The organism is Streptomyces sp. NPDC020965 (assembly GCF_044333555.1).
Taxonomy (GTDB): domain Bacteria; phylum Actinomycetota; class Actinomycetes; order Streptomycetales; family Streptomycetaceae; genus Streptomyces.
Genome location: NZ_JBIRRE010000011.1, coordinates 216,777 through 238,839, shown reverse-complemented (window position 1 = coordinate 238,839; position 22,063 = coordinate 216,777). Strand labels below are relative to the sequence as shown.

Sequence of the window (22,063 nt, the reverse complement as noted above, 5' to 3'; positions counted from 1 at the left end):
ATGAAGGGCATCATCCTCGCCGGAGGCGCCGGAACGCGCCTGCATCCCGTGACGCTCGCGGTCTCCAAACAGCTTCTGCCCGTCTACGACAAGCCGATGATCTACTACCCGCTCTCCGTCCTCATGCTCGCGGACATCCGGGACATCCTGATCATCTCGACCGCCGAGGACCAGCCGCTGTTCCAGCGCCTGCTCGGGGACGGCTCCGATCTCGGACTGCGGCTCAGCTACGCCGTACAGCCGGAGCCCAAGGGACTGCCGGAGGCGTTCATCATCGGCGCCGAACACATCGGCGACGACTCCATCGCGCTGATCCTCGGCGACAACATCTTCTACGGGCCCGGGATGGCCGACTACCTCCGGGAGAGCCGCCGCGACCTCGACGGCTGCGTCCTCTTCGGGTACCACGTCTCCGACCCGGAGCGCTATGGCGTCGGAGAGGTGGACGACGAGGGCCGGCTGATCGCCATAGAGGAGAAACCGGCCGAGCCACGGACCAATCGGGCCATCACCGGGCTGTACCTCTTCGACAACAAGGCCGTGGACATCGCCAAGAACCTGGTGCCGTCGGCCCGTGGCGAACTGGAGATCACCGACGTGATCCGCCCGTACCAACGGGCCGGCCGGGCGCGGGTGGTCGACCTCGGTCAGGGCTTCGCCTGGCTGGACACCGGAACCCATGACTCGCTGCTCGACGCCGGACAGTACGTCCAGGTCCTGGAGCGGCGCCAGGGCGTACGGATCGCCTGCATCGAGGAGATCGCCCTCCGGCAGGGCTTCATCGACGCCGACGCGTGCCACCGGCGCGGGGAGGCGCTGCCCAAGACCGGCTACGGGCAGTACGTGATGGCCATCGCGGACAAGGAACGGGAGCGCCGATGACCAGCGGCAGCCATATCGCCTTCTTCAACTATCCGGCCCACGGCCATGTGAACCCGACCCTGCCGGTGGTCGCCGAACTCGTCGCCCGCGGCCACCGGGTCACCTATGTGGTCGCCTCGCACTTCGCCGACGTGGTGGCCGCCACCGGCGCCGAGGTGATCGGCTACGACTCCCTCGTACCGAAGTCCTGGAACACCGTGGCCATCCCGGCGAAGATCACCGGTGACCATCTGGCCGAGGCGGGCATCGCGCACCTCTCGGAGGCGTTCGAACCACTCCCCGAGGTCCGTCGCCGGCTGGAGCACGACCGGCCCGACCTGATGGTCTACGACGCGTTCGGGTACGCGGCCGGCCGGCTGCTGTCACGCGTGTGGGAGCTGCCGTCCGTGCTCACGGCGACCACCTTCGTCGCCAGCGACACCTTCTCCCCGTACGCGAAACTCGCGGGCACCGTCACCCCGCCGGACCCCGATCATCCGGCGCTCGCGCAATACCAGGAGAAGCTGCGCGGAACACTGGACGCGCACGGCCTCGACGGGATCTCCAACGACGAGTTCGCCGGCGCCGCCGAGGAGCTGACGGTCGTCTTCGTACCGCCGGAGTTCCAGCCGGGCATCGAGACCTTCGACCAGCGGCACGTCTTCGTCGGACCGTGCGTCGGCGACCGGGCGCACCAGGGGAGTTGGCAGCGGCCCGCCGACGGCCGCCCGGTGGTGCTGGTGGCGCTGGGCAGCTTCGGGTACGAGAACCAGGCGGGGTTCTACCGGGACGCGCTCGGCGCCCTCGCAGAGCTGCCGTGGCATGTGGTGATGTCGCTCGGCGGCCTGGTCACCACGGACGACCTCGGCCCGCTGCCGGCGAACGTCGAGGCCCATGCGTGGGTTCCGCAGCTCTCGGTGCTCGAACACGCCTCGGCGTTCGTGTCGCACGCGGGGATGGGCAGCACCATGGAGTCGCTCTACCACGGCGTGCCACCGGTCGTGGTGCCGCGCACCGGTGAACAGGAGTTGGTGGCCGAGCGGGTGGCGGAGCTGGGGCTCGGCCGGTCGATCGCACCGGGCGAGCTGACCGCGGAGCGGCTGCGCTCCGCGGTCCTCGGCCTCTCCGTCGACAGCCGCACCCAGCAGCGGGTGAAGGACCTGGCCGCGAGCGTCGCGGGCCGCCGGGGCCCGGTGCTCGCCGCCGACGCCATCGAAGCCCGGCTGGCGGCCTCATGACCGGCACGCCACGGCACCTGATGTTCCTGCCCTACCCGGCGTACGGACATATGGTGCCGACCCTGCCGGTGGTCGCCGAACTCGTCGCCCGCGGCCACCGGGTGACCTGTTACACGACGGAGGAGTTCGAACCCCGGGTCCGCGCGACGGGCGCGCTGCCGCGCCGTTACGGTGCCCATCTCTCCTCAGCGCCGCCGCCCGACGTCGTGGACGCCGACGAGGCCGCCCAGTCCGCGCTGCGGCTGCTGGACGCCAACACGGCCCTGCTGCCGTCGATCGAGTCGGCCTTCGCCGGCGGGGCCCCCGACGCGGTGGTGTACGACACCACGCTGTGGCTCTCCGGCCGGCTGTTGGCGGCGCGCTGGCGGCGACCGAGCATCCAACTGTCGCCGACGTTCGTCTCCAACGAGCACTTCTCGCTCCCGGACCGGACCCAGAAGTTCAGCGGTCGGGTGGATCCGGCGCATCCGGCGCTCGCCTCCTTCGCGACCCGGCTGACCGAGGCCATCACCGGCAGCGGTCTCCGCGCGGAGCAGCAGTCCGAACTCTTCCACGGCCACCAGGAGTTCACGGTCGCCTTCCTGCCGCGCCGGTTCCAGATCGCGGGCGAGACCTTCGACGGGCGGCACGCCTTCGTCGGTCCGACCGTCGACGGGAGCGCGGAGACCCCGTGGCAGCCGCCCGCGAACGGCGCACCGGTGCTGCTGGTGTCGCTGGGCACCACGGTCAACAACAGGCCGGACTTCTTCCGGCAGTGCGTACGGGCGTTCGCCGATCTGCCCTGGCACACGGTGCTGGCACTGGGGAACCGGGTCGCCGTCGAGGAGCTGGGCCCGCTGCCGCCGAATGTGGAGGCGCACCGCTGGGTCCCGCTGGGCGCGGTGCTCGAACACGCGTCGGTGTTCCTCTGCCAGTCGGGGATGGGCGGGATCATGGCGGGCCTGCGCGCCGGGGTGCCGCTGGTGGTCGTGCCGCACCATCCGGAACAGCACGTCAACGCGGAGCGGCTGGCCGAGCTGGGGCTCGCCGGGGTGGTCCAGCGCGAGGAGGCGTCGCCGGAGGCGCTGCGGGCCGCGGTCACCCGGGTCGCCGGTGACACGGGTATGCGGGAGCGGGTCGGGCGGATGCGCGACGACGTCCGGGCGGCCGGTGGCGCGAGCCGCGCGGCCGAGGTGATCGAGGAGCGGCTGCGAGCCCTGTCCGGGGAGGCGTCATGAATCCGGTTCCCGTCGACCGGGAGGCCGCGGAGACGTCCACCCCTGACACAGCCCCCGACATCGGTCCCGGCACCGGTCCCGACACCGATCGGGTGGCGCCCGGGGTGTCCGCCGACCGTGCCGGGGCGGGCTGTCCGATGCGAGCCGGGGCGATCCCGCTCCCCCGCGACCGTACCTCTCCCTTCGACCCGCCCCCGGAGTACACGGCGCTGCGGGCCGGCTGCCCGGTGGCGCCGCTGGAGCTGACGGTGGGCCCCGGGGACGGCGCGGGCTGGCTCGTCAGCCGGCTCGCGGAGGCGCGGGCGGTCCTCAGCGACCGGCGTTTCAGCCATCGCAACGAGCTGATCGGGCTGCCGCTACCGCCGCCGTTCCCGCTGACCGAGTACACGCCGCCACCCGCGGCTCCGGGCGCCTTCATCAAGATGGACCAGCCGGACCACTCCCGCTACCGACGGTTGATCACCCGCCGGTTCACCATGCGGGGGATCGCCGAACTGACTCCGATGATCACCCGGATCACCGGGGAGTGCCTGGAGGGGATGGCGGACGCCGGGGGGCCGGTGGATCTGGTACGGGCGTTCGCCGAGCCGGTGCCGGTACGGGTGATGTGCGCGATGCTCGGGGTGCCGGAGTCCGATCAGGAGCCGTTGAACGAACACCTGGGGCTGCTCTCGCGGATGTCGTACACGCTGGAGGAGCTGATCACCGCGTGCACCGTCATCGGCGGCCGGCTCCAGGAGCTGGTCGAGGCCAAGCGCGCCGATCCCGGTGACGATCTGCTGAGCGATCTCGCCCGGGGCGACAAGGTCACCGACGAGGAACTGGTGAACATCGCCTGGGCGCTGCTCGGCGGCGGGTTCGACACCACGATGAACATGCTGGCGCTCGGGACGTTCGCGCTGCTGACCCATCCGGAGCAGCTCGCCGCGCTGCGGGCGCGCCCCGATCTGGTGGACAACGCGGTGGAGGAGCTGCTGCGTTATCTGACGATCTCGCACTTCGGGGCGAGTCGGGCGGCGCTGGAGGACGTCGAGCTGAACGGGACCCGGATCAAGGCGGGTGACACCGTCGTGGTGGCGCTGCCCGCCGCCAATCGGGATCCGGAGCACTTCGCGTCGCCCGACCGACTGGACATCACCGCCGTCACGCAGGGGCATGTGGCGTTCGGCCACGGCGAGCACCAGTGCATCGGGCAGCACCTCGCCCGGAGCGTGCTGCGGATCGCCTATCCGGCGCTCTTCGAGCGGTTCCCGTCCCTGCGGCTCGCCACGCCGGTGCGGGATGTCCCGCTCCGCGGCGACATGCTGCACTACGGCGTGCACGAGCTGCTGGTGACCTGGGACGGCGCCCCCGGGTGAGATCCCCCGGTGGTCGCCGGCCGATCAGTCAGTCGCCGGCGACCACCAGGACGGGTTGTCCCGGTACCAGTCGACCGTGGACCGCAGTCCGTCGGTGAACTCGACCGACGGCGTGAACCCGAGTTTGGTGATCTTGCTGATGTCCAGCGCGTACCTGAGGTCGTGGCCCTTGCGGTCGGCGACCCGCTGGATGAGCGAGGTGTCGGCGCCGCAGAGTTCGATGAGCCGGTGGGTGATCTGGGCGTTGGTCACCTCGACGCCGCTGCCGATGTTGTAGATCTCCCCGGCCCTGCCCCGAGTGAGGACGAGCTGGAGCGCCGCGCAGTGGTCGGCGACGTGCAGCCACTCCCGTACGTTCCGGCCGTCGCCGTAGAGCGGTACGGGCCTGCCGCGCAGCAGGTTGGTGATGAAGAGCGGGATGAGCTTCTCGATGTTCTGGTACGGGCCGTAGTTGTTGGAGCAGCGGGTGATCCGCACGTCCAGTCCGTGGGTGCGCCAGGCGGCGCGGGCGACCAGGTCGCTGCCCGCCTTGGAGGCCGAGTAGGGCGAGTTGGGGAGCAGGGGCTCGTTCTCGTCCCAGGAACCGGACTCGATCGACCCGTACACCTCGTCGGTGGAGACATGGAGCACGGTCGCCACATCGGCGGCGACGGCGCTGTCGAGGAGCTGTTGGGTGCCGAGGACGTTGCTGGACATGAACGGCGCCGCGCCGACCAGGGACCGGTCCACGTGGGACTCGGCGGCGAAGTGCACCACCGCGTCGTGGCCGGGCAGGACGGCGGCGAGGGCGTCCGCGTCGCGGATGTCGCCCTGGACGAAGGTGAGCCGTTCATGGCCGATCGGCAGATTGCCGGTGTTGCCCGCATAGGTGAGCAGGTCGAACACGGTGACCTCGGCGTCCTCGTACCCCGCGTACTCGCCGGCCAGCATGGCGCGCACATAGTGCGAGCCGATGAACCCCGCGCCACCTGTGACACATACCTTCACGATGTCTGCCTCTTCTCGACGAGTGGTCGGATGGGCTGTTCCTGCGGTCGTCCGGCCCGGCGAGAGCGACACCGCGGGCGGGCGCGCGGCTCCATCATGGGCGAGACCCCCCTAAGGGGATCCCTACAGGACCGGAGTGCCGCCCGCCGGCGGGGGGCACCACGGCGATGGCGGTGACGAGCAGCCCGTCCTGGATCAGCCAGCGGCCCCGCAGGGTGTCGTAGGGCGTACGGTCCGGGCGTACGGGGCGCGGGGCGCGGAGCCGGGCGGTGAAGGTGCCGATGGCGCGACCGGCCGCGCCGTCCTCGTACGCGAAGGTGATGTCGGCGTCCTCGAACTCCAGCCGCTGGCCGCCGTAGGTGTACCAGGACTTGTAGACGGCCTCCTTGGCGCTGAACAGCAGTCGGTCCGTGTGGAGTCCGGGGCGGGCACGGCGGGCGGCGGCGAGCCGGGCCAGCTCCCCCGGCAGGGCGATGGAGTCGGCGACACCCGCGGGCAACGGTCCATGGGGCTCGGCATCGATGCCGATCATGAGGATGTCACCGGCCCGTGCGAGCGCGGCGGCGCGGTAGCCCGCGCAGTGGGTGAGGCTGCCGACGACGGACGCGGGCCAGCGGGGCGCCCCGTGAGCGTCGGGCAGGACGGGGATCGGGGGCTGTCCCAGTTCCCGGAGCGCCGCCCGTGCGCAGTGTCGTACGGTGGTGAATTCACGCCGCCGCGCATCGACGGCATGGGCGATCAATTCCGCTTCCCCGGGGTGGAGTTCGATTCCGTCCGGATCGTCGAACATCTCATGGACGACCACCCCGGGCGGCAGAATGCGACGCAGCACGGTATGCCTTTCGCTACTGGGGAAGGATACGGCGGGGCCGGAGCGTCGCGGGGTGTCCCGGCCGGCTCCACTCGCGCGGATATCCGACCGACACCTCCTCGAAACGGACTCCGTCGTGCCAGGTCGTCCGGGGAATGTGCAGATGTCCGTAGACCACGGCCGCGACATTGAAGCGGGTATGCCAGTCGGCGGTCTGTTCGGTGCCGCACCAGAGGGCGAATTCGGGATAACGCAAGATGCGGGTGGGCTCACGGACCAGCGGATAGTGGTTGACCAGGACGACGGGTACGTCCGGGTCGAGTTCGGTCAGCCGCGCCTCGGTCTCCTTGAGCCGGGCCCGGCACCAGGCGTCCCGGGTGGGGTACGGATCGGGGTGCAGCAGGAACTCGTCCGTGCAGACCACGCCCTGCTCATGGGCGGCGGCGAGCGCCTGCTCGCGGGTGAGGCCGGGATCGGTGCGGAAGGTGTAGTCGTAGAGCAGGAAGAGCGGGGCGACGGTGACCGGCCCCCCGGGGCCCTCCCAGACCGGCCAGGGGTCCTCGGGGGTGACCACGCCCAGGCTCCGGCAGATCTCCACCAGATGCCGGTAGCGCTCCACACCGCGGAGCCGTACCGAATCCTCGCGCGGTGTCCAGAGTTCGTGATTTCCCGGCGCCCAGATGACTTTCGCGTAGGCGCGGCTGAGAGTCCGCAGCGCCCAGGTGATGTCGTCGGTCATTTCTCCGACATCACCGGCGACGATGAGCCAGTCGTCCGCGGAATCGGGGCGCATATTCGCCACGATGTTGCGATTCTCCTGGTAAGCAACATGGAGATCGCTGATGGCCAACAGTTCTCCCAGCATGGTCCTGCCTGTTCGACGGAGGCTGTGTGAACGAGTACCCGACCGGGCGCCGCGGCGCCGCTGTCGGCGCCGACAGGCAGGTCTAGCACTCTCACCAGTCCTGACGGCTGCTGCAAAGCTGGGTGAGACCCAGCACACACACTTGTCGCATGACATCAGTGGAATCGGCGGGAACACAAGCGGATCGGCCGTGAAACCGGCGTAATAGCCACTGACGTACGGGATCGACGGGCGGACCGACGCATGGGATACGGATTTCCCCTCGCCACGGCGACGGACCGGGATCGGGTACATCGCGCCGCGGGGCGCGACGGGTTTCGGGTTGGAGGCACACGAACCGCGCACGGGCGGCGCGGTGACCGGCCGGCAGCCGGATCGCACCGGCGCGGACCGTCGCGCGGAGCCGCGCGTCCGGACCGGCCGGGGGCACGGTTCCCGGCCGGGCGGCCGGCCCTCCCGGTGGGATATCGATCCCGCGCGGACATCGACCCCGCACAGAGATTCATCCCTGCGAAGAGAGGCAGAGAGTCGTGACGAACCCTCCCAACGTCCTGCTCGTCGGCGGGCCCTCGGAACTCGACAGTCAACGCGTGCGGTACGTGGCCAACACGGACGAGAAGGTGAAGGTGTTCCGGGGCCACCGCTACGACCACTTCGAACCCACGACGGAGGTGCGGGTCGAGGACGGTCGGGAGTTCCGCGTCTTCGTCTGGACGCAGTGCACCTACGTCGCCGAGTGACCAGGCCGACCGCCCCCTTGTGCGGCGCGGGCGCGGTGTCCCCCGGCCGGGTGGGGTCAGCGGACCTCCCCGGCCGGGGGCTCGCGCTCCGGACCTGACCGCCCCGACACCCCCACCCCCGATCACCCCTGAACGCCGCTGAACGCTGCTGAACGCCGCTGAACGCCTGTACGAAGGACGCGCCATGAGCCGCGCCCGTACACGCGTTCCCCGCCACCGTGTGCAATGACACCGCGCGGGAGCACGCCTCCGGAGCCGACCCGGGAACGGCGCCGCCCGGACCGAAGTGACCGCCGCCCCAAGGGTGTTGCGCGCCGGGATTCCGGTATGCCACTCGGGAAAACGTGCCGAATTCTCAACCGGGGAACCAGAATTCGCGAACGTATAAGCATACGCATAATCCATGCATCTCGTATCGCTTAATCCGGATTCATTGACTGCCATCCCTGACCAAAATTAGCGTTGGTCTCGCTATCCCCGTCCGACCCGGTTGTGTCGTGCAATGCACCAACACGCGGTCGACCCTGGCAAATGGTCGGCCCGCCGCATTGCCACACATGGATACCTCTCTGCGCGCACGAGTCTTCTCGCCGTGCCCGCAGCGCACTCACACAGCCCGTGCGGAATCCGCGGGTCGGTCGCGCCTCATCACCAAACGAAGGGCACAGGCATGTCAGAAATCTTCCCATGGACACCGGCGGCGATCGTCTTCGACTGCGACGGCACTCTGATGGACAGCGAACGGCATTGGGTGGGTGCCCGGGATCTCGTACTCCGTGAATTCGGAGTGGTCCCCACGGAAGAGTTCGCCGAACTGTCGAAGGGAGTTCACTACACGGAATGCGGCCAACTCATGGCGGCAACCGCGGGCCGTCCGGATCTCGCGGACGAGATGACCGAGAGACTGCTGCGCGGCTTCCGCGCGCTGGTGGCCGAGAACCCGGTCACCACCCCGGGTGCGCATGAACTCGTGGCCCGCGCGGCCGAGTTCGCTCCGCTGGCGATCGCGAGCAACTGCCCACGGGATGTCGTCGAGGAGGGCCTGGACACCGCCGGCCTGCTGCGGCACTTCGGCCATGTCGTGGTCCCCGAGGAGCATGTGAGGCCCAAACCACACCCCGATGTGTATCTCAGAGCCGCGGCGGCGTGCGGAGCGGAACCGGCGGACTGCCTCGCCGTGGAGGACTCCCTCTGCGGCATCCGCTCCGCCGTCCGCGCCGGACTCCGCGTACTCGGCGTCGGGCTCCGGCCGGACCGGGAGAGCTTCGCCATGGCGGACCACTGGGTGCGCTCGCTGGAGGACCGGGCCCTGCTGGTCTGGGTGGAGAGCCGGGCCCTGTCCGGCGTCGTCGCACGCTGAACCCCGCCGGCTGGGGGGATATCCCCCGCACCGGGAGTCCGTCATCGACGCGAAGGGGTGTGAGTGATCGATTTAGCCGATGAGCCAGGCGCGGCCTCCATGCCCGGTGCCGGCACTCCGTGCCCGCACCGACCGGCCGGGGATACCGCGCCTGAGCCATGTACCGGCCCGTCCGCACGGGAGGAACACGCCGGTGAGCCGGGGCACACGGCCCCGGCTCACGGTGTCGGACGGGCGGACCGAAAGGTCCGCGACCAGGCCCTGTCCGGGCGCTGGAGGATCAGCCCGCGCGGCGGACCCGGGCGGCCTTGCGCGCCTCGGCGGTCTGCCGGGACTCGGTCGTACGGCGGGACTCGCCGCCACCGGAGCGGCCCCGGGCGGTGCCACGGCCACGGAACGGCGCGCCGCCGCCACCGCCGCGCTTCGGCTTGGCAGCCTCCACGACCGGCACATTGACGACGACCGGAACGCCGGACGGAGCCTGCGCGCCGGTGATACGGCTCAGCTCGGCCTCGCCGGAGCGGACCCGGGTGGACTGGGGCGTGATGCCCGCGTCCATCATGAGCCGGTCCATCTCACGACGCTGGTCGGGCAGGACCAGGGTGACGACACTGCCGGACTCCCCCGCGCGGGCGGTGCGCCCGCCACGGTGCAGGTAGTCCTTGTAGTCGGTGGGCGGGTCGACGTTGACCACCAGGTCGAGGTCGTCGACGTGGATACCGCGCGCCGCGACGTTGGTGGCCACCAGCACCGTGACATGACCCGTCTTGAACTGGGCCAGGGTGCGGGTGCGCTGCGGCTGCGACTTGCCACCGTGCAGCGGAGCCGCCCGTACACCGCTGTTCAGCAGGTGCTTGGTCAGCTTGTCGACCGCGTGCTTGGTGTCCAGGAACATGATCACGCGACCGTCACGGGCCGCGATCTCGGTGGTCGTGGCGTACTTGTCGGCGCCCTGGACGTGCAGCAGGTGGTGCTCCATCGTGGTGACGGCACCGCCCGAGGGGTCGACGGAGTGGACCACCGGGTCGTGCAGGTAGCGGCGGACCAGCAGATCGACGTTGCGGTCCAGGGTGGCCGAGAACAGCATCCGCTGACCGTCGGGGCGCACCTGGTCGAGCAGCGCGGTGACCTGGGGCATGAAGCCCATGTCGGCCATCTGGTCGGCCTCGTCCAGGACGGTGATGCTCACCCGGTCCAGACGGCAGTCCTTGCGCTCGATGAGGTCCTTGAGCCGGCCCGGCGTCGCGACGACGACCTCGGCACCGCCACGCAGCGCGCTGGCCTGCCGACCGATCGACATACCGCCGACGACGGTGGCCATCCGGAGCTGGAGCGACCTGGCGTACGGGGTGAGCGCGTCGGTGACCTGCTGGGCCAGCTCACGGGTGGGGACGAGCACCAGCGCCAGCGGCTGGCGGGGCTCAGCGCGCTGTCCGGCGGTACGGGCCAGCATGGCCAGACCGAAGGCGAGCGTCTTGCCGGAGCCGGTGCGACCGCGGCCCAGGACGTCCCGGCCCGCGAGGGAGTTCGGCAGCGTGGCCGCCTGGATCGGGAAGGGCTCGGTCACCTCAAGGCTGGTGAGCGTCTTCAGCAGGGGCGCCGGCATGTCCATCTCGGCGAAGGTCTCGGCCGCCGGGAGGGCCGGGGTGATGGTGTTCGGCAGCGCGAACTCGCCCTGCGGCGCGGGACGCCGACCGGATCCGGCCGAGCGGTTTCCACCGCGGCCCTGACCCTTCGGACGGGACCGGCCACCGCGCCCGGCAGCGGCGGCCGCGGAGCCACCCTGACGGGGGTTGGAGAAGCGACTGTTCGTGTTCGTGCGAGCTGAGCGGTTCAAAAGAGAACCTTTCCTCGATAGGGCACGTATCGAGGAATCCTCGGCAGAACTGAGCCGAACGAATTGCAAGAACGAGCCGAGTAAATACTTGTGACACCGACGGGTGTCACCACAGTAAAAAGCTTTCCGGGTGTCGTAGCACCAGGGAATTCACCGGTAGGCGGTGACTGTGGCCGGCGTCACGGGGCGCGGGCGGACGGATCTCCGGCCGCGAGCCCTGGACAGGTCCGTCCGCCGCGCGGCGGGCAGCCGCGCGTGGCCCGATGTCATGCGGACGTCACAGGCCCTGTGGGGCGGATCGCCCCACAGACACCAACGAGCTGGGGCCGCACCTTGAGGTGCGGCCCCAGCTACGTCGGGCGCTTCAGCGTCAGGCGGGAACGATGTTCTCGGCCTGCGGGCCCTTCTGGCCCTGCGTGACGTCGAAGTTCACCTTCTGGCCTTCCTGAAGCTCACGGAAGCCCTGGGTGGCGATGTTCGAGTAGTGGGCGAAGACGTCCGGGCCGCCACCCTCCTGCTCGATGAAGCCGAAGCCCTTTTCCGCGTTGAACCACTTCACGGTGCCAGTAGCCATTTTAAATCTCCTTCGGGGCAATATCCGGGGGCCGCACTGCGCGACCTCCGTGTCGCCGCGATGATTGCCCCGTCCGGAAAAAAGCACCGAAAACAAAAAGCGCCCAACGACATTCTGCCGTTGAAGCACTTGAAGCGCATGGGAACCACAACTGCAACTGAGACCAACAGTAGCACGACTACTCGGAAGACATCGAGTGGCGCCGTCGCCGATCTCTCCGCCAGCGCTATTGAACGAAGCCCCTTCCCCGGGCCCCGCACGGGGGAAACCACCGTCCCGGGTGTTTTCCGGGACCTTGAATCCGGGGCCGTTCCGACGACGGAACAGCGTCACGGCCCATATGGCACAACGATTGTCCCGCCATCCGCACCCGCGCACCGCACCACGGCGGCTCGACCGGCCCCCGACCGACCGGCCCGGCTCAGACGCCCGGGTCGCAGCAGCCGTCCCGCCGCATCAGCCGCCCGGCCGCCAGCCAGTCGACCCCGACCCCGGCCGCTCGCGCCCCGGGCACCGACTCCCGCCGGAAGGCTGCCACCAGGTCCGATGTGACGTATGACACTCCACCCCGGAACACCGACACCGTCCGCACCAGGGTGTCGAAATCCGTGAAGGGATCGCCGTCCACCACGGTCAGATCGGCGAGTTTGCCCGGCTCCACCGTGCCGAGGTCCCGATCGACGCCCAGGAGGCGGGCCGGGAGCACCGTCGCCGTGCGCAGCGCCGCCACCGGGGACAGCCCTTCCCGGTGCAGCGCCCGCAGGCCCAGATGGAGTGCGAGGCCGACCGGCGTGAGCGGCGCGTCCGAACCCAGCGCGACCAGCCCGCCGGCCGCCATGACCCGCCGGTAGACGCCGGTCTCCACGCTCAGCGTCGCGAGCTGCGCCGGGGTCGGTGGCCGCTCGGCCGTCCTGCGCACCAGCGCGACGTCCCAGGGGGGCATCACGGCGGTGACCCGGGGATCGTCGGCGAGCCCCGGATCGGCGCCCAACAGCGACAGCGCGGTGAAGGGGGTGGCGATCAGCCCGAAACCGATGCCCCGCCCGCTGTAGATCTCCACCACGTCGTCGTAGGCACGCCCCGACGCGGTCACCGCGCGCCCGGTCTCGGCCCGCTGGGTGGCCTGGAGGTGGGTGGTCAGATCGTGCCCCAGTTGGACGCCCGGTGACAAGAGGTGACTGCCGGTGCGCACCCCGAGGCGCTCCCGCGCGAAACGTGCGGCCTCCGCCATCACCCAGCCCGGGGCCCGTACATAGGTCTTGACCAGGTCCCAGTCGAGCGCGGCGCCCCGCTCCAGGGACCGGCGCAGTCCTTCCCGGGTGCGGTGGGCGCGGCCCATGCTGTAGGCGACCCGGGCCCCGTCGAGCAGCTCTCCGGTGGTCAGCAGGCGGGGCCCGGCCAGTTGCCCGGCCGCGACCGCCTCACGGATCCGCGCCTGCTCATGGGCGAAGCCGCCGAGGGAGACGGCGGTGGTGATGCCGTAGGTCAACTGTCCGACGCCCTGGCGGGCGCCGTAGGTGGTCTGCCACGGGTGGGTGTGGGTGTCCCACAGTCCGGGGACGACGGTCTGCCGCGAGGCGTCGACCTTCCGGAGCGCGGCCCGACGCCCCCCGCGGTGGGGTTCCACGGCGGCGATCCGCCCGTCCCGTACGACGATGTCGACGTCGTCCCGCACGGTGTCCCCGGTGCCGTCCCACAGCCGTCCCGCATGGATGACGGTGTCGGCAGGTGCGGGCCGGCGTCGGTCGAGCAGTACGGGGACGGTCCGGGCGGGGCCGCCGTCGACCCCGATGAGCCGCAGCCGGGAGCCGGACAGATAGAGCAGCGTGGTGGAGTCACCCGACCAGGAGGGGTGGTCGGCGGCTTCGGTGGTCAGGGTGCGGAGCGGGCCGGTCGGGGTGCCGTCGGGGTCGACGGGGAGCACACCGAGGGCGGATTCCACGATCACCGCCAATAGGCGGCCGTCGGGCGACCAGACGGGTCCCGAGTCGTAGCGGTCGGAGAGGGAGGCATGGGGCGCCACGGGGTGGAGCCGGTCGGCGCCGGTCGTGGCGTCGACGACGCGGATGAGGTTGTACCCCTCGCGGAAGCGCAGATTGAGGCGGTTGCGGTCGCAGAGGGCGAGCCGGCGCCCGTCGGGGGACCAGCTCGGCCGGCCGGGCAGTCCGCCCCCGCCCAGCGGCTCGACCAGTACCCGTTCGGCACCGGTCGCCAGATCGCGGACGAGCAGCCGGCCGGCCAGATCGAGACAGGCGAGCCGGGTCCCGTCGGGCGACAGCGCCGGGAAGACCCGGCCGCCGGTGGCGACGGCGGTCTCCGCACCGGTGGCGAGCGAGCGCCGGTACACCCCGAGCAGCCCGTCCCGGTCGTCGGCGTACAGCAGTGAGCGGCCGTCCCGCGCCCAGACGGGACCGAGGAGATAGCGGGTGGGGGACGATCGGCGCAGCGGCTCCGGCGGTCGGTGGCCCGCGGTGTCCGCCAGCCACAGGGTGTTGAGGGCGGCGAAGGCGATCCGCCGCCCGTCGGGCGAGAGCGCGGGCAGATGGACACCGCGCACCGGGCGCACCCGTCCGTCGCCGAGGTCGTACTCCTTGACCTGGTAGCGCGGCCGGTCCACCGGGAGCGTCCCGGTGAAGGGGATCGTCTCCGGCTCCTCCGGCCGGTCGGCCCGTACGAGGGTGAAGCGGCCGTCCACGGTCAGCAGCAGCTCGCCGGCGGCGGTCCAGCGCGGGGGCACGGCGGCGATGTCCCCGGCGACGGGGACGGCGGCGCCGTCGACGACGAGCGCGCAGGAGCCGTTGGGCGCCGCCGTGGTCCGCAGATGGGCCAGGCGCCGGCCGTCCGGCGCGAGGGCCGGGGTCATGATCTGGGTACCGGCCGCCGTCTCGGTGTGGACGACGGTGACCGGTCCGGTGCCACTCGCCGGGACGGCGGCGACGGTACGGGCCTCCAGTGCGGGCCCGGTGGGCGTGGTGACGGCCTTCGCGCGGACGAACAGGATGCGCCGGCCGTCCGGCGACCAGGTGGGGTCGAAGTCCTCCCAGGCGCCGTCCTGGAGGGGGCCGTCCTGCCCGGCGACCCCGGTGACGCGGGTCAGTTCGCCGGTGCGCAGCTCCAGTACGTGGACGCGGTAGGGACCCCCGGCCACCGGATCACCCGCCCGCTCGGAGGCGAAGGCGAGCCGGGTCCCGTCGGGCGACCAGGCGGGACCCCGGTCGTCCCAGGGCCCTTCGGTGCGCTGCCGCGGCTCCGACCCGTCGGGGCGGGCGGTCCAGAGGTGGTGGCCGCCGCCCCGGTAGGCGCAGAACGCGATGAGCGTGCCGTCCGGCGAGTGGGTGGGCCGGCTCGGTTCGAGTCCGGCCGCGGTGAGGGGCACCGCCCGGCCGCCGGCGCGCGGCACGGACCACAGGACGCTCTGGACCTCGGCGACCAGTCGCTCGCCGTCGGGCGAGAGGCTCGCCGCGCCGTTGGTGACGGTCGTGAAGGTCAGCGACAGCCCGGCACGCGCCCGGGCGACCGCCGCACCGGGCCGGAGCGCGGTGGCGGCCCCGGCCGCGCCCGCGACGGCGAGCAGTCCGCGGCGGGAGAGGGCGCCGTCGTTCTCGTGGGAGTGGGGCAGGGCAGCGTTCTCGTGGGAGTGGGGCGAGCCGGCACGGTCCATGGGGAAGACGCTGGCGCACTCGGCGACGGATGGGCAATACCGCCATGCGACACGTCCGGGTACGGCTGCGGGGCCGTACCCGGACGTGCGCTCCCCTCCGGGCCGGCGGGGGTGATCGGGCCGGCGCGTGGCGCGCCTCGCTCGCGGCGGACGACGCGTCCGTCCGCACCTGTAGGGCGTGTTGCGAAGGTAGCGCCGTCCGCCCGCGGGGCGGGGCCTGCGGCGTCCGGCCCCGCGGGGCCTCTCCAGGCCCCACGGGGCCGAGGCATGAGGTCTCCCCAGGCCCCACGGGCCTCAAGCGTGTTACAGAACCCACGAGGCGCTTCATTCGCGCCATGATCTCGCAACGCAGCGGGGACACTTTGCCCGCTTCTGGTGCACCCGGTGCACCCGAGTCGATCTTACCGATGGCGTGCCGAGTGATCATTCCGGCCGTTCGGCAACACCCCTTAGGGGACGCATCGCAAGGCGGTGGAGGCCCCCGGCGAAGCCGAGATCGTCCTCGTACTGGACATACCCCGAGGAGACCGACGACTCCGACAACACAGCGAGGGGGCACCTCCCGCGCCCCCAGGGCGCAGGAGGAGTGCGTGCCGGAGGTCGCGGGCCAGGCGGAACTTTCGCAACACGCCCTATTCCTGAACGGAGTTGGGAGAGGCGACGGAGGTTCCGTCACCCCGTCGGACAGGTGCCACCCGGACCCCGAGGTGCTGGGGTGCTGGGGTGCTGGGCGGCACGCGCCGGTCGGACGGCCGGTCGGACGGCGCCGAATCAGGGTCCCGTCGGTCGTGACTCCCCGGCCGTCGGGGTCGGCGACCGTCCGGTCAGGCGGTGTCGGAGCAGTTCGCTGATGTCTCGCAGTTGGTCGAGCTGGTCGGGGGTGAGGTGGTCCATCAGCCGGGTGTGCGCGCACTCCGCGTGCCAGGGGGCCGCTTCGGCCAGGGCGTTCCGGCCGGTGTCGGTGAGCTGGGCGAGGTGGACACGGCGGTCGGTCGGGCCGGCGAGGCGCCGGATCCAGCCGCGTTGTTCGAGTCGGTCGGCCAGGTGGGAGAGCCGACTGGTGGACACCCCGGTGCGCCGGGCCAGTTCGGTCATCCCCAGCCGGTGGCCGGGGCTCTCGGCGAGCCAGGCCAGCAGCTCGTAGTGGATCTGCGACATGTCGCTCTCGCGGCGCAGTTCCTGTCCCAGCTGTTCGGAGAGCAGGCGCGCGGCGGTCAGGAAGGCCCGCATGGTCTGCTGCGCGTCGTGGTCGGGGTGGGTGGGTGTGAGGGCCATGGGTGCTCCCGGGGCGGATGCCGTGGATCAGGGGTCGGACCGCCCGGCGCGGGGCCACCGGGAGCCGGTCGGTGTGCCGCGTCGACGCGGGTCGACGGCGGCTGACCAGGGGCGGCGGGATCGACAGGGTTGACGGGTTCCGTCAAACGGCACGGCGGGGGGCCGGGCGCGGGCGGGGAGAGGGGCGGTGCGGGGTCGCGCGGCCGTGGGTGGGGGGTGGGTCCGCCGTCCCGGGATGCGCGCCCGGCCGGCCGGGGGGACGGTGGTCACGACGAGCGGCCGGCGCCCGAGAGGCGTGGGCCGCCCGGCGTCGATGGGAGGTGGTCGAATGATCCGACCGGATCGCTCCTCACCAGCAGCGCGCGAAGCGGCAATGCAGTTCGTTCCGCAATCATCCATAACAGGGTCAGCGCTCGGGCGTGAGCAGGCATTCCCCCGACCGGAGCCCCTGATTCCGCTGCCGATACGGATCGCTTGACCCTGCCATAGAAGCGTGCATACTCTTGGTTGCGCAACGAACTAAATGTGGATCGGACGACCCCGTTGAGCGCATCTGTCGCCACCGGTCGGTCCGCCTTCCGCGCCACGCCGCCACGGCGGCCGATGGATCACCGCCCCCACCGGAGCACTCGGGGGGAGCGCATCCGGTTGGGAGAAATTGATCATGGCGGCAGCAGAGGTGTCCCCCGCGCCACCCGCCCACCCCGAGACCTCGGCCCTCCGGGTCACGGCCGCGGTGGTCAGAGACAAGGGGGCGCCGTTCGTGTTCGAGGAGCTCCAGCTCGACACCCGGCTCCGTCCCGACGAGGTACTCGTCCGGGTCGTCGCGACCGGTGTCTGCCAGACCGACATCCACGTACGGGACCAGGCGCTTCCGGTGCCGCTGCCGGCGGTCCTGGGCCATGAGGGCGCGGGGATCGTCGAGCGGGTCGGCCCCGCGGTCACCACGGTCGCTCCCGGCGACCGAGTGATCATGTCCTATCAGTCGTGCGGCCACTGCAAGCCCTGCCTGAGCGGAAGCCCGGCCTACTGCGCCTACTCCTTCCCCAGCAACTTCGGTGGCGCCCGGCTCGACCGGACCAATGCGCTCAGCGTCGCCGGAGCGGAGATCCACGGCCACTTCTTCGGGCAGTCGTCCTTCGCCACCCACGCCCTCGCCACCGAACGCAACGTGGTCAAGGTCGGCACCGATGTGCCGCTGGAGCTGCTGGGCCCGCTGGGCTGCGGCATCCAGACCGGCGCGGGCGCGGTGCTCAACTCGCTCAAGGTCCCGGCCGGGGCGTCCCTTGTGATCATGGGCACCGGAACCGTCGGCCTGGCCGCCGTGATGGCGGCCGTGGTCGCCGGGGCGAGTCCGATCATCGCGGTCGACATCGTCCCGGAGCGGCTCGACCTCGCCCGCGAGCTGGGCGCCACCCATACGGTCAACGCCAAGGAGGAGGACACGGGCGCGCGGATCGCTGAGATCACCGGCGGCGGCGCGGACTACGTCTTGGAGATCACCGCGCGGCCCGAGATGCTCACCCTCGCCGTCGACGCCCTCGCCCCGCTCGGCACCGCGGCCCTGATCGGCGGCGCCCCGGCCGGCGCCCACGCGCCGGTGAACATGAACGCGCTGCTCGGCGGCCGGACCCTCCGGGGCATCGCGCAGGGCGACTCCATCCCCCAGCTCTTCGTCCCCCAGTTGATCGATCTCCACCGGGCGGGGCGGTTCCCCTTCGACCGGCTGATCACCTTCTACGGCTTCGACGAGATCAACGAAGCCGTCAACGACACGCGGACCGGGGCTGCCGTCAAGCCCGTACTCCGCATCGGGGAGTAGCGGCACACCACCCGCGCCTCCCCTCCCCCAGGAGCGCGACACCACCGCCGCACTCCCTCTTCACCCACAGAGGACATACGCACCATGAACGACCACCGCAAGCCTGGCGTCCCCACCGACCGGCACCAGCTCGGCGCCGCCGGGATGCCGCTGAACACCCATGCCGACTACCGACCGATACCCGCCGACAGCTACGGAGCCCTCTTCCTGCCCGGGCGGCTCGCCAAGGGCTACCACGTCGAGGAGATCAACGACGGCGCCTACTACGTCACCTCGGGCGCGTACGACACCATGTTCGTCTCCACCGGTAACGGTGTCGTCGTGGTGGACGCTCCGCCGCTGCTGGGCGAGAACCTCAACCGCGCCATCGCCGAAGTCACCGACGAGCCCGTCACCCACCTCATCTACAGCCACTGGCACTCCGACCACATCGGCGCCGCCGGCATCTTCGCCGACGCCAAGCCGAAGGTGATCGCCCATGACTACACCCGCGAGATGATCGAACGCTGGCCCGACCTCGGCGGCGAGCGCGGCCTTCCCGTACCCACCGAGACGATCACCGAGAGCGACACCCTCGACGTCAACGGCGTCCGGTTCAACCTCGATTACCACGGCGTCAACCACACCCCGGGCAACATCTTCATCTACGCGCCCCAGCAGAAGGCGCTCGCCGCGATCGACATCATCAGTCCCGGATGGAGCGCCTTCAAGCACTGCGACGCATCCGAGAACATCCGCGGCTGGGCCGAGGCCCATGACTGGATCCTCCAGTACGACTTCAAGGGCGTCGTCTCCGGACACGTCAACCGCTACGGCACCCCCGAGGATGCCAAGGCGTCCCGCGATTACACCAACGACATCGTCGAGTTCTCCAAGGAAGCCCTCGAAAACGGCCAGGAGTTCGAGTACATCGAGCGCATCGGCTTCAGCAACGCCTGGCTGCTGTGGGAGAACTACTTCAATGAGATGACCAACTACGTCACCAAGAAGACCCTGGAGAAGGTCACCGACAACGGCCAGACCTGGGCCCAACGGCTCGCCGGCGCGGATGTCATGACCAAGTACCACGCCTACTCGGTCCTGGAGGCACTGCGCCTGGAGTACGGCATGGTCTCCGGCTTCGAGAAGCTCATCCTCCCCAAGCCCCGCGGCTGAGCCGGGCGAGCACCCGGGTCGGGGCCCCTGGCAGAGGGCGTCTGCCGGGGGCCCCGGCCCCGGTGGGGAACCCCTGAACCAACGCGTTGTGCAGCAGTCTTCCGGAGGAACCATGAGCCCGACGAACGGACCCGACGCCCCGGAGTCCGCCCCGCGCCGGGGCACGGACCGGGAGGCTTCGCCGTCCCGCCCGCTGAACCGCACGGAACGGGCGGTATGGCTCGGGTTCCTCGCCACCCATCTGCGGCTGCTGCGCACCCTCGACGCGGAGCTGACGGCCACCGAGCGCATCCCGACATCGACCTTCGAGGTGCTGCTGACGCTCGCGGAGGCACCCGGAGGGCGGGCTCGGATGAAGGACATCGCCGCGTCGCTGCTGATCAGCCGCAGCGGGCTCACCCGCATCGTGGACGACCTCGAACGCCGGGGCCTCGTCGAGCGCCACCGGTGCCCCACCGACGCCCGCGGCTTCGATGCCGTCCTCACGGACGGGGGCCGGAAGGCGTACCGCCGCGCCCGCAAAGTACATCTCGCCGGCCTCCGGCGAGAGTTCCTCGACAAGCTGAGCGACGAGCAGTTGTCGGCGCTCGGCGAGATCTGGACCGCCGTCGGCTTCGACGAGCCGGCCAACGCCTGCTGACCGGCGCGACGGGAGAGCAGGGCCTCCCGAGGGCCCCCGCCCCGGCGCGGCCCTCGGGAGGTCTCGTACGGAAGGACCATCCCCATGACCGACTACGGACACCCGCTCCGGTTCGGCGCGTTCCTGACGCCGACGGCCGATGACCACCAGGGCGTCGTTCGCCTGGCGACCCAGGCCGACCGCGCGGGCCTGGACCTCATCGGCGTCCAGGACCACCCCTACCAGCCGGCGTTCCTCGACACCTGGACCCTGCTGTCGCACCTGGCCGCCCTGACCGAACGCGCGACGCTCTTCCCCCATGTGGCCAACCTGCCCCTGCGCCCTCCGGCCATCTTGGCCCGCTCGGCGGCCACGCTGGACATCCTCAGCGGCGGCCGGGCCGAACTCGGCATCGGGGCGGGCGCGTTCTGGGACGCGATCGTCTCCCTCGGCGGTCCCCGCCGCACCCCGGGCGAGGCCGTCGCCGCGCTGGCGGAAGCGGTCGACGTGATCCGCGCGCTCTGGACCCCCGGACCCGGCGCCGAATTCCACGGCGACCACTACTCCCTCGACGGCGCCCGCCCCGGGCCCTTCCCCGCCCATCCCATCGGGGTCTGGATCGGCTCGTACAAGCGGCGGATGCTGGAGCTGACCGGCCGTACGGGCGACGGCTGGCTGCCCTCCTCCATGTACGCGCCGCCGAGCGAGCTGGCGGGCATGAGTCGGACCATCGACGAAGCGGCCCGTGCGGCGGGGCGTGACCCGGGGGAGGTACGGCGGATCTACACCGTCACCGGACGCTTCTCCCACCTGGCGTCGGACGATTTCCTCAACGGGCCGCCCGCGCAGTGGGCGCAGCAACTGACCGAGCTGGCCCTCACCCACGGGATGAGCGGTTTCGTGCTGGCCCCGGCCGGCGCGGACGCCGAACACGCATTGCGGACCTTCGCCGAGGAAGTGGCCCCGCTGGTCCGGGACGCCGTGGCCGCGGCCCGGGGCGGACCGGCCGCGGGGACATCGGTCGTCGCCGACGCGAAGGCCAGGACCGAGACAGATGGCGTTGTGGGAGGTCGGCCGCTCCCGTCGGAACGGATCGATCTGTGGTCGGCCGACCCGCTCGGCGAGGCGACCCGGCCCCGGGCGCCCAAGCACGGACCGACGGTGGCCGGGCCGGGGAGCACGGGCAACCGCCTGGTGCGGATCCACGACAATCTGCGCGAGGAGATGCGGCAGATCCGGGACGCGGTCGAGCAGGTGGCGGCCGGCCGGCAGGACGCCGCCGCGGCCCGCTCCCTGATCAACAGCCTCACCCTGCGGCAGAACTACTGGACGCTCGGTTCCTTCTGCACCGCCTACAGCCGCACCCTCACCACGCACCACACCATCGAGGACCAGTACATGTTCCCCGAACTGCGCGAGAAGCAGCAGACGCTGGCGCCCGTCGTGGCCCGGCTGGAGGAGGAGCACGAGATCATCGCCGAGGCACTGGCCCGGCTCGACGCCGCCCTCGTCACCCTCGTCCAGGACGACAGCCGAATGAGCGAGGTGCAGGACCTCACCCGGGTGCTGGACCGGATCCTCACCTCACACCTCGGCTACGAGGAGGAGGAGCTGGTGGAACCGCTGGACCGGCTCGGGATCAACGTCTGACCCCCGGGCGGGAGGGCAGCCGGGGGGGGCGTT

General features: G+C 71.2%; 17 protein-coding genes. 10 read left to right on the top strand and 7 right to left on the bottom strand.

Annotated elements, in window-relative coordinates; genetic code table 11:
- Genes rfbA through ACH4S7_RS29925 form a run of 4 tightly spaced genes read left to right on the top strand, consistent with a single transcriptional unit; the run spans nt 1 to nt 4,674 of the window.
- Nucleotides 1–882 carry a glucose-1-phosphate thymidylyltransferase RfbA gene (gene rfbA, locus ACH4S7_RS29940; RefSeq protein ID WP_398524464.1) on the top strand — a complete coding sequence of 294 codons (882 nt, stop codon included), beginning with the start codon at nt 1–3 and terminating at the stop codon, nt 880–882.
- The gene (locus ACH4S7_RS29935) at nt 879–2,099 is read left to right on the top strand and encodes a macrolide family glycosyltransferase (protein ID WP_398524463.1); all 1,221 of its coding nucleotides are present in this window, start codon (nt 879–881) and stop codon (nt 2,097–2,099) included. The genes rfbA and ACH4S7_RS29935 overlap by 4 nt, the downstream gene beginning before the upstream one ends.
- Complete coding sequence (locus ACH4S7_RS29930; protein ID WP_398524462.1) at nt 2,096–3,316, top strand: macrolide family glycosyltransferase; 1,221 nt, start codon at nt 2,096–2,098, stop codon at nt 3,314–3,316. Before ACH4S7_RS29935 ends, ACH4S7_RS29930 begins: the two co-directional genes overlap by 4 nt.
- Nucleotides 3,313–4,674: a cytochrome P450 gene (locus ACH4S7_RS29925; RefSeq protein WP_398524461.1), complete on the top strand. Its 1,362-nt coding sequence runs from the start codon at nt 3,313–3,315 to the stop codon at nt 4,672–4,674. Before ACH4S7_RS29930 ends, ACH4S7_RS29925 begins: the two co-directional genes overlap by 4 nt.
- 24 nt (nt 4,675–4,698) lie before the next feature.
- Here ACH4S7_RS29925 and rfbB read toward each other — a convergent pair whose 3' ends face one another.
- From rfbB to ACH4S7_RS29910, 3 genes are all read right to left on the bottom strand, one after another.
- Entirely contained in the window at nt 4,699–5,661 is a 963-nt protein-coding gene (gene rfbB / locus ACH4S7_RS29920; protein ID WP_398524460.1) for a dTDP-glucose 4,6-dehydratase, read from the bottom strand.
- A gap of 94 nt (nt 5,662–5,755) precedes the next feature.
- Nucleotides 5,756–6,493 carry a 4'-phosphopantetheinyl transferase gene (locus ACH4S7_RS29915; protein WP_398524459.1) on the bottom strand — a complete coding sequence of 246 codons (738 nt, stop codon included), beginning with the start codon at nt 6,491–6,493 and terminating at the stop codon, nt 5,756–5,758.
- A gap of 13 nt (nt 6,494–6,506) precedes the next feature.
- Entirely contained in the window at nt 6,507–7,337 is an 831-nt protein-coding gene (locus tag ACH4S7_RS29910) for a metallophosphoesterase family protein (protein WP_398524458.1), read from the bottom strand.
- A 530-nt stretch (nt 7,338–7,867) separates the two neighbouring features.
- Between ACH4S7_RS29910 and ACH4S7_RS29905 the strand changes: the two genes are divergently transcribed.
- Entirely contained in the window at nt 7,868–8,077 is a 210-nt protein-coding gene (locus ACH4S7_RS29905; RefSeq protein WP_398524457.1) for a DUF5988 family protein, read from the top strand.
- Between the two features lie 670 nt (nt 8,078–8,747).
- Entirely contained in the window at nt 8,748–9,437 is a 690-nt protein-coding gene (locus ACH4S7_RS29900) for an HAD family hydrolase (RefSeq protein ID WP_398524456.1), read from the top strand.
- Between the two features lie 280 nt (nt 9,438–9,717).
- Here ACH4S7_RS29900 and ACH4S7_RS29895 read toward each other — a convergent pair whose 3' ends face one another.
- The 4 genes from ACH4S7_RS29895 to ACH4S7_RS29880 all read right to left on the bottom strand — a co-directional run bounded on the left by ACH4S7_RS29895 (nt 9,718) and on the right by ACH4S7_RS29880 (nt 16,784).
- The gene (locus ACH4S7_RS29895; protein WP_398524455.1) at nt 9,718–11,274 is read right to left on the bottom strand and encodes a DEAD/DEAH box helicase; all 1,557 of its coding nucleotides are present in this window, start codon (nt 11,272–11,274) and stop codon (nt 9,718–9,720) included.
- A 370-nt stretch (nt 11,275–11,644) separates the two neighbouring features.
- On the bottom strand, nt 11,645–11,848 hold the full coding sequence (locus tag ACH4S7_RS29890) for a cold-shock protein (protein ID WP_018536328.1): 204 nt from the start codon (nt 11,846–11,848) through the stop codon (nt 11,645–11,647).
- A gap of 421 nt (nt 11,849–12,269) precedes the next feature.
- Complete coding sequence (locus tag ACH4S7_RS29885; RefSeq protein ID WP_398524454.1) at nt 12,270–15,509, bottom strand: amidohydrolase family protein; 3,240 nt, start codon at nt 15,507–15,509, stop codon at nt 12,270–12,272.
- A 771-nt stretch (nt 15,510–16,280) separates the two neighbouring features.
- A complete protein-coding gene (locus tag ACH4S7_RS29880) occupies nt 16,281–16,784 on the bottom strand; it encodes a MarR family winged helix-turn-helix transcriptional regulator (RefSeq protein WP_398524453.1) in 504 nt (167 codons plus the stop codon).
- 664 nt (nt 16,785–17,448) lie between these two features.
- Between ACH4S7_RS29880 and ACH4S7_RS29875 the strand changes: the two genes are divergently transcribed.
- The 4 genes from ACH4S7_RS29875 (at nt 17,449) to ACH4S7_RS29860 (ending at nt 22,030) form a co-directional block, all read left to right on the top strand.
- Complete coding sequence (locus ACH4S7_RS29875; protein ID WP_398524452.1) at nt 17,449–18,606, top strand: NAD(P)-dependent alcohol dehydrogenase; 1,158 nt, start codon at nt 17,449–17,451, stop codon at nt 18,604–18,606.
- 84 nt (nt 18,607–18,690) lie between these two features.
- The gene (locus ACH4S7_RS29870; RefSeq protein WP_398524451.1) at nt 18,691–19,761 is read left to right on the top strand and encodes an MBL fold metallo-hydrolase; all 1,071 of its coding nucleotides are present in this window, start codon (nt 18,691–18,693) and stop codon (nt 19,759–19,761) included.
- Between the two features lie 112 nt (nt 19,762–19,873).
- Nucleotides 19,874–20,401: a MarR family winged helix-turn-helix transcriptional regulator gene (locus tag ACH4S7_RS29865; protein ID WP_398524450.1), complete on the top strand. Its 528-nt coding sequence runs from the start codon at nt 19,874–19,876 to the stop codon at nt 20,399–20,401.
- Nucleotides 20,402–20,485: 84 nt separating this feature from the next.
- Entirely contained in the window at nt 20,486–22,030 is a 1,545-nt protein-coding gene (locus ACH4S7_RS29860) for an LLM class flavin-dependent oxidoreductase (protein ID WP_398524449.1), read from the top strand.
- Nucleotides 22,031–22,063 lie beyond the last annotated feature (33 nt).

Coding starts and splice junctions, on each gene's coding strand:
- ACH4S7_RS29935 (WP_398524463.1), top strand. CDS start 879: ATGACCAGCGGCAGCCATATCGCCTTCTTCAACTATCCGGCCCACGGC.
- rfbA (WP_398524464.1), top strand. CDS start 1: ATGAAGGGCATCATCCTCGCCGGAGGCGCCGGAACGCGCCTGCATCCC.
- ACH4S7_RS29870 (WP_398524451.1), top strand. CDS start 18,691: ATGAACGACCACCGCAAGCCTGGCGTCCCCACCGACCGGCACCAGCTC.
- ACH4S7_RS29925 (WP_398524461.1), top strand. CDS start 3,313: ATGAATCCGGTTCCCGTCGACCGGGAGGCCGCGGAGACGTCCACCCCT.
- ACH4S7_RS29865 (WP_398524450.1), top strand. CDS start 19,874: ATGAGCCCGACGAACGGACCCGACGCCCCGGAGTCCGCCCCGCGCCGG.
- ACH4S7_RS29880 (WP_398524453.1), bottom strand. CDS start 16,784: ATGGCCCTCACACCCACCCACCCCGACCACGACGCGCAGCAGACCATG.
- ACH4S7_RS29885 (WP_398524454.1), bottom strand. CDS start 15,509: ATGGACCGTGCCGGCTCGCCCCACTCCCACGAGAACGCTGCCCTGCCC.
- ACH4S7_RS29910 (WP_398524458.1), bottom strand. CDS start 7,337: ATGCTGGGAGAACTGTTGGCCATCAGCGATCTCCATGTTGCTTACCAG.
- ACH4S7_RS29875 (WP_398524452.1), top strand. CDS start 17,449: ATGGCGGCAGCAGAGGTGTCCCCCGCGCCACCCGCCCACCCCGAGACC.
- ACH4S7_RS29890 (WP_018536328.1), bottom strand. CDS start 11,848: ATGGCTACTGGCACCGTGAAGTGGTTCAACGCGGAAAAGGGCTTCGGC.
- ACH4S7_RS29900 (WP_398524456.1), top strand. CDS start 8,748: ATGTCAGAAATCTTCCCATGGACACCGGCGGCGATCGTCTTCGACTGC.
- ACH4S7_RS29860 (WP_398524449.1), top strand. CDS start 20,486: ATGACCGACTACGGACACCCGCTCCGGTTCGGCGCGTTCCTGACGCCG.
- ACH4S7_RS29930 (WP_398524462.1), top strand. CDS start 2,096: ATGACCGGCACGCCACGGCACCTGATGTTCCTGCCCTACCCGGCGTAC.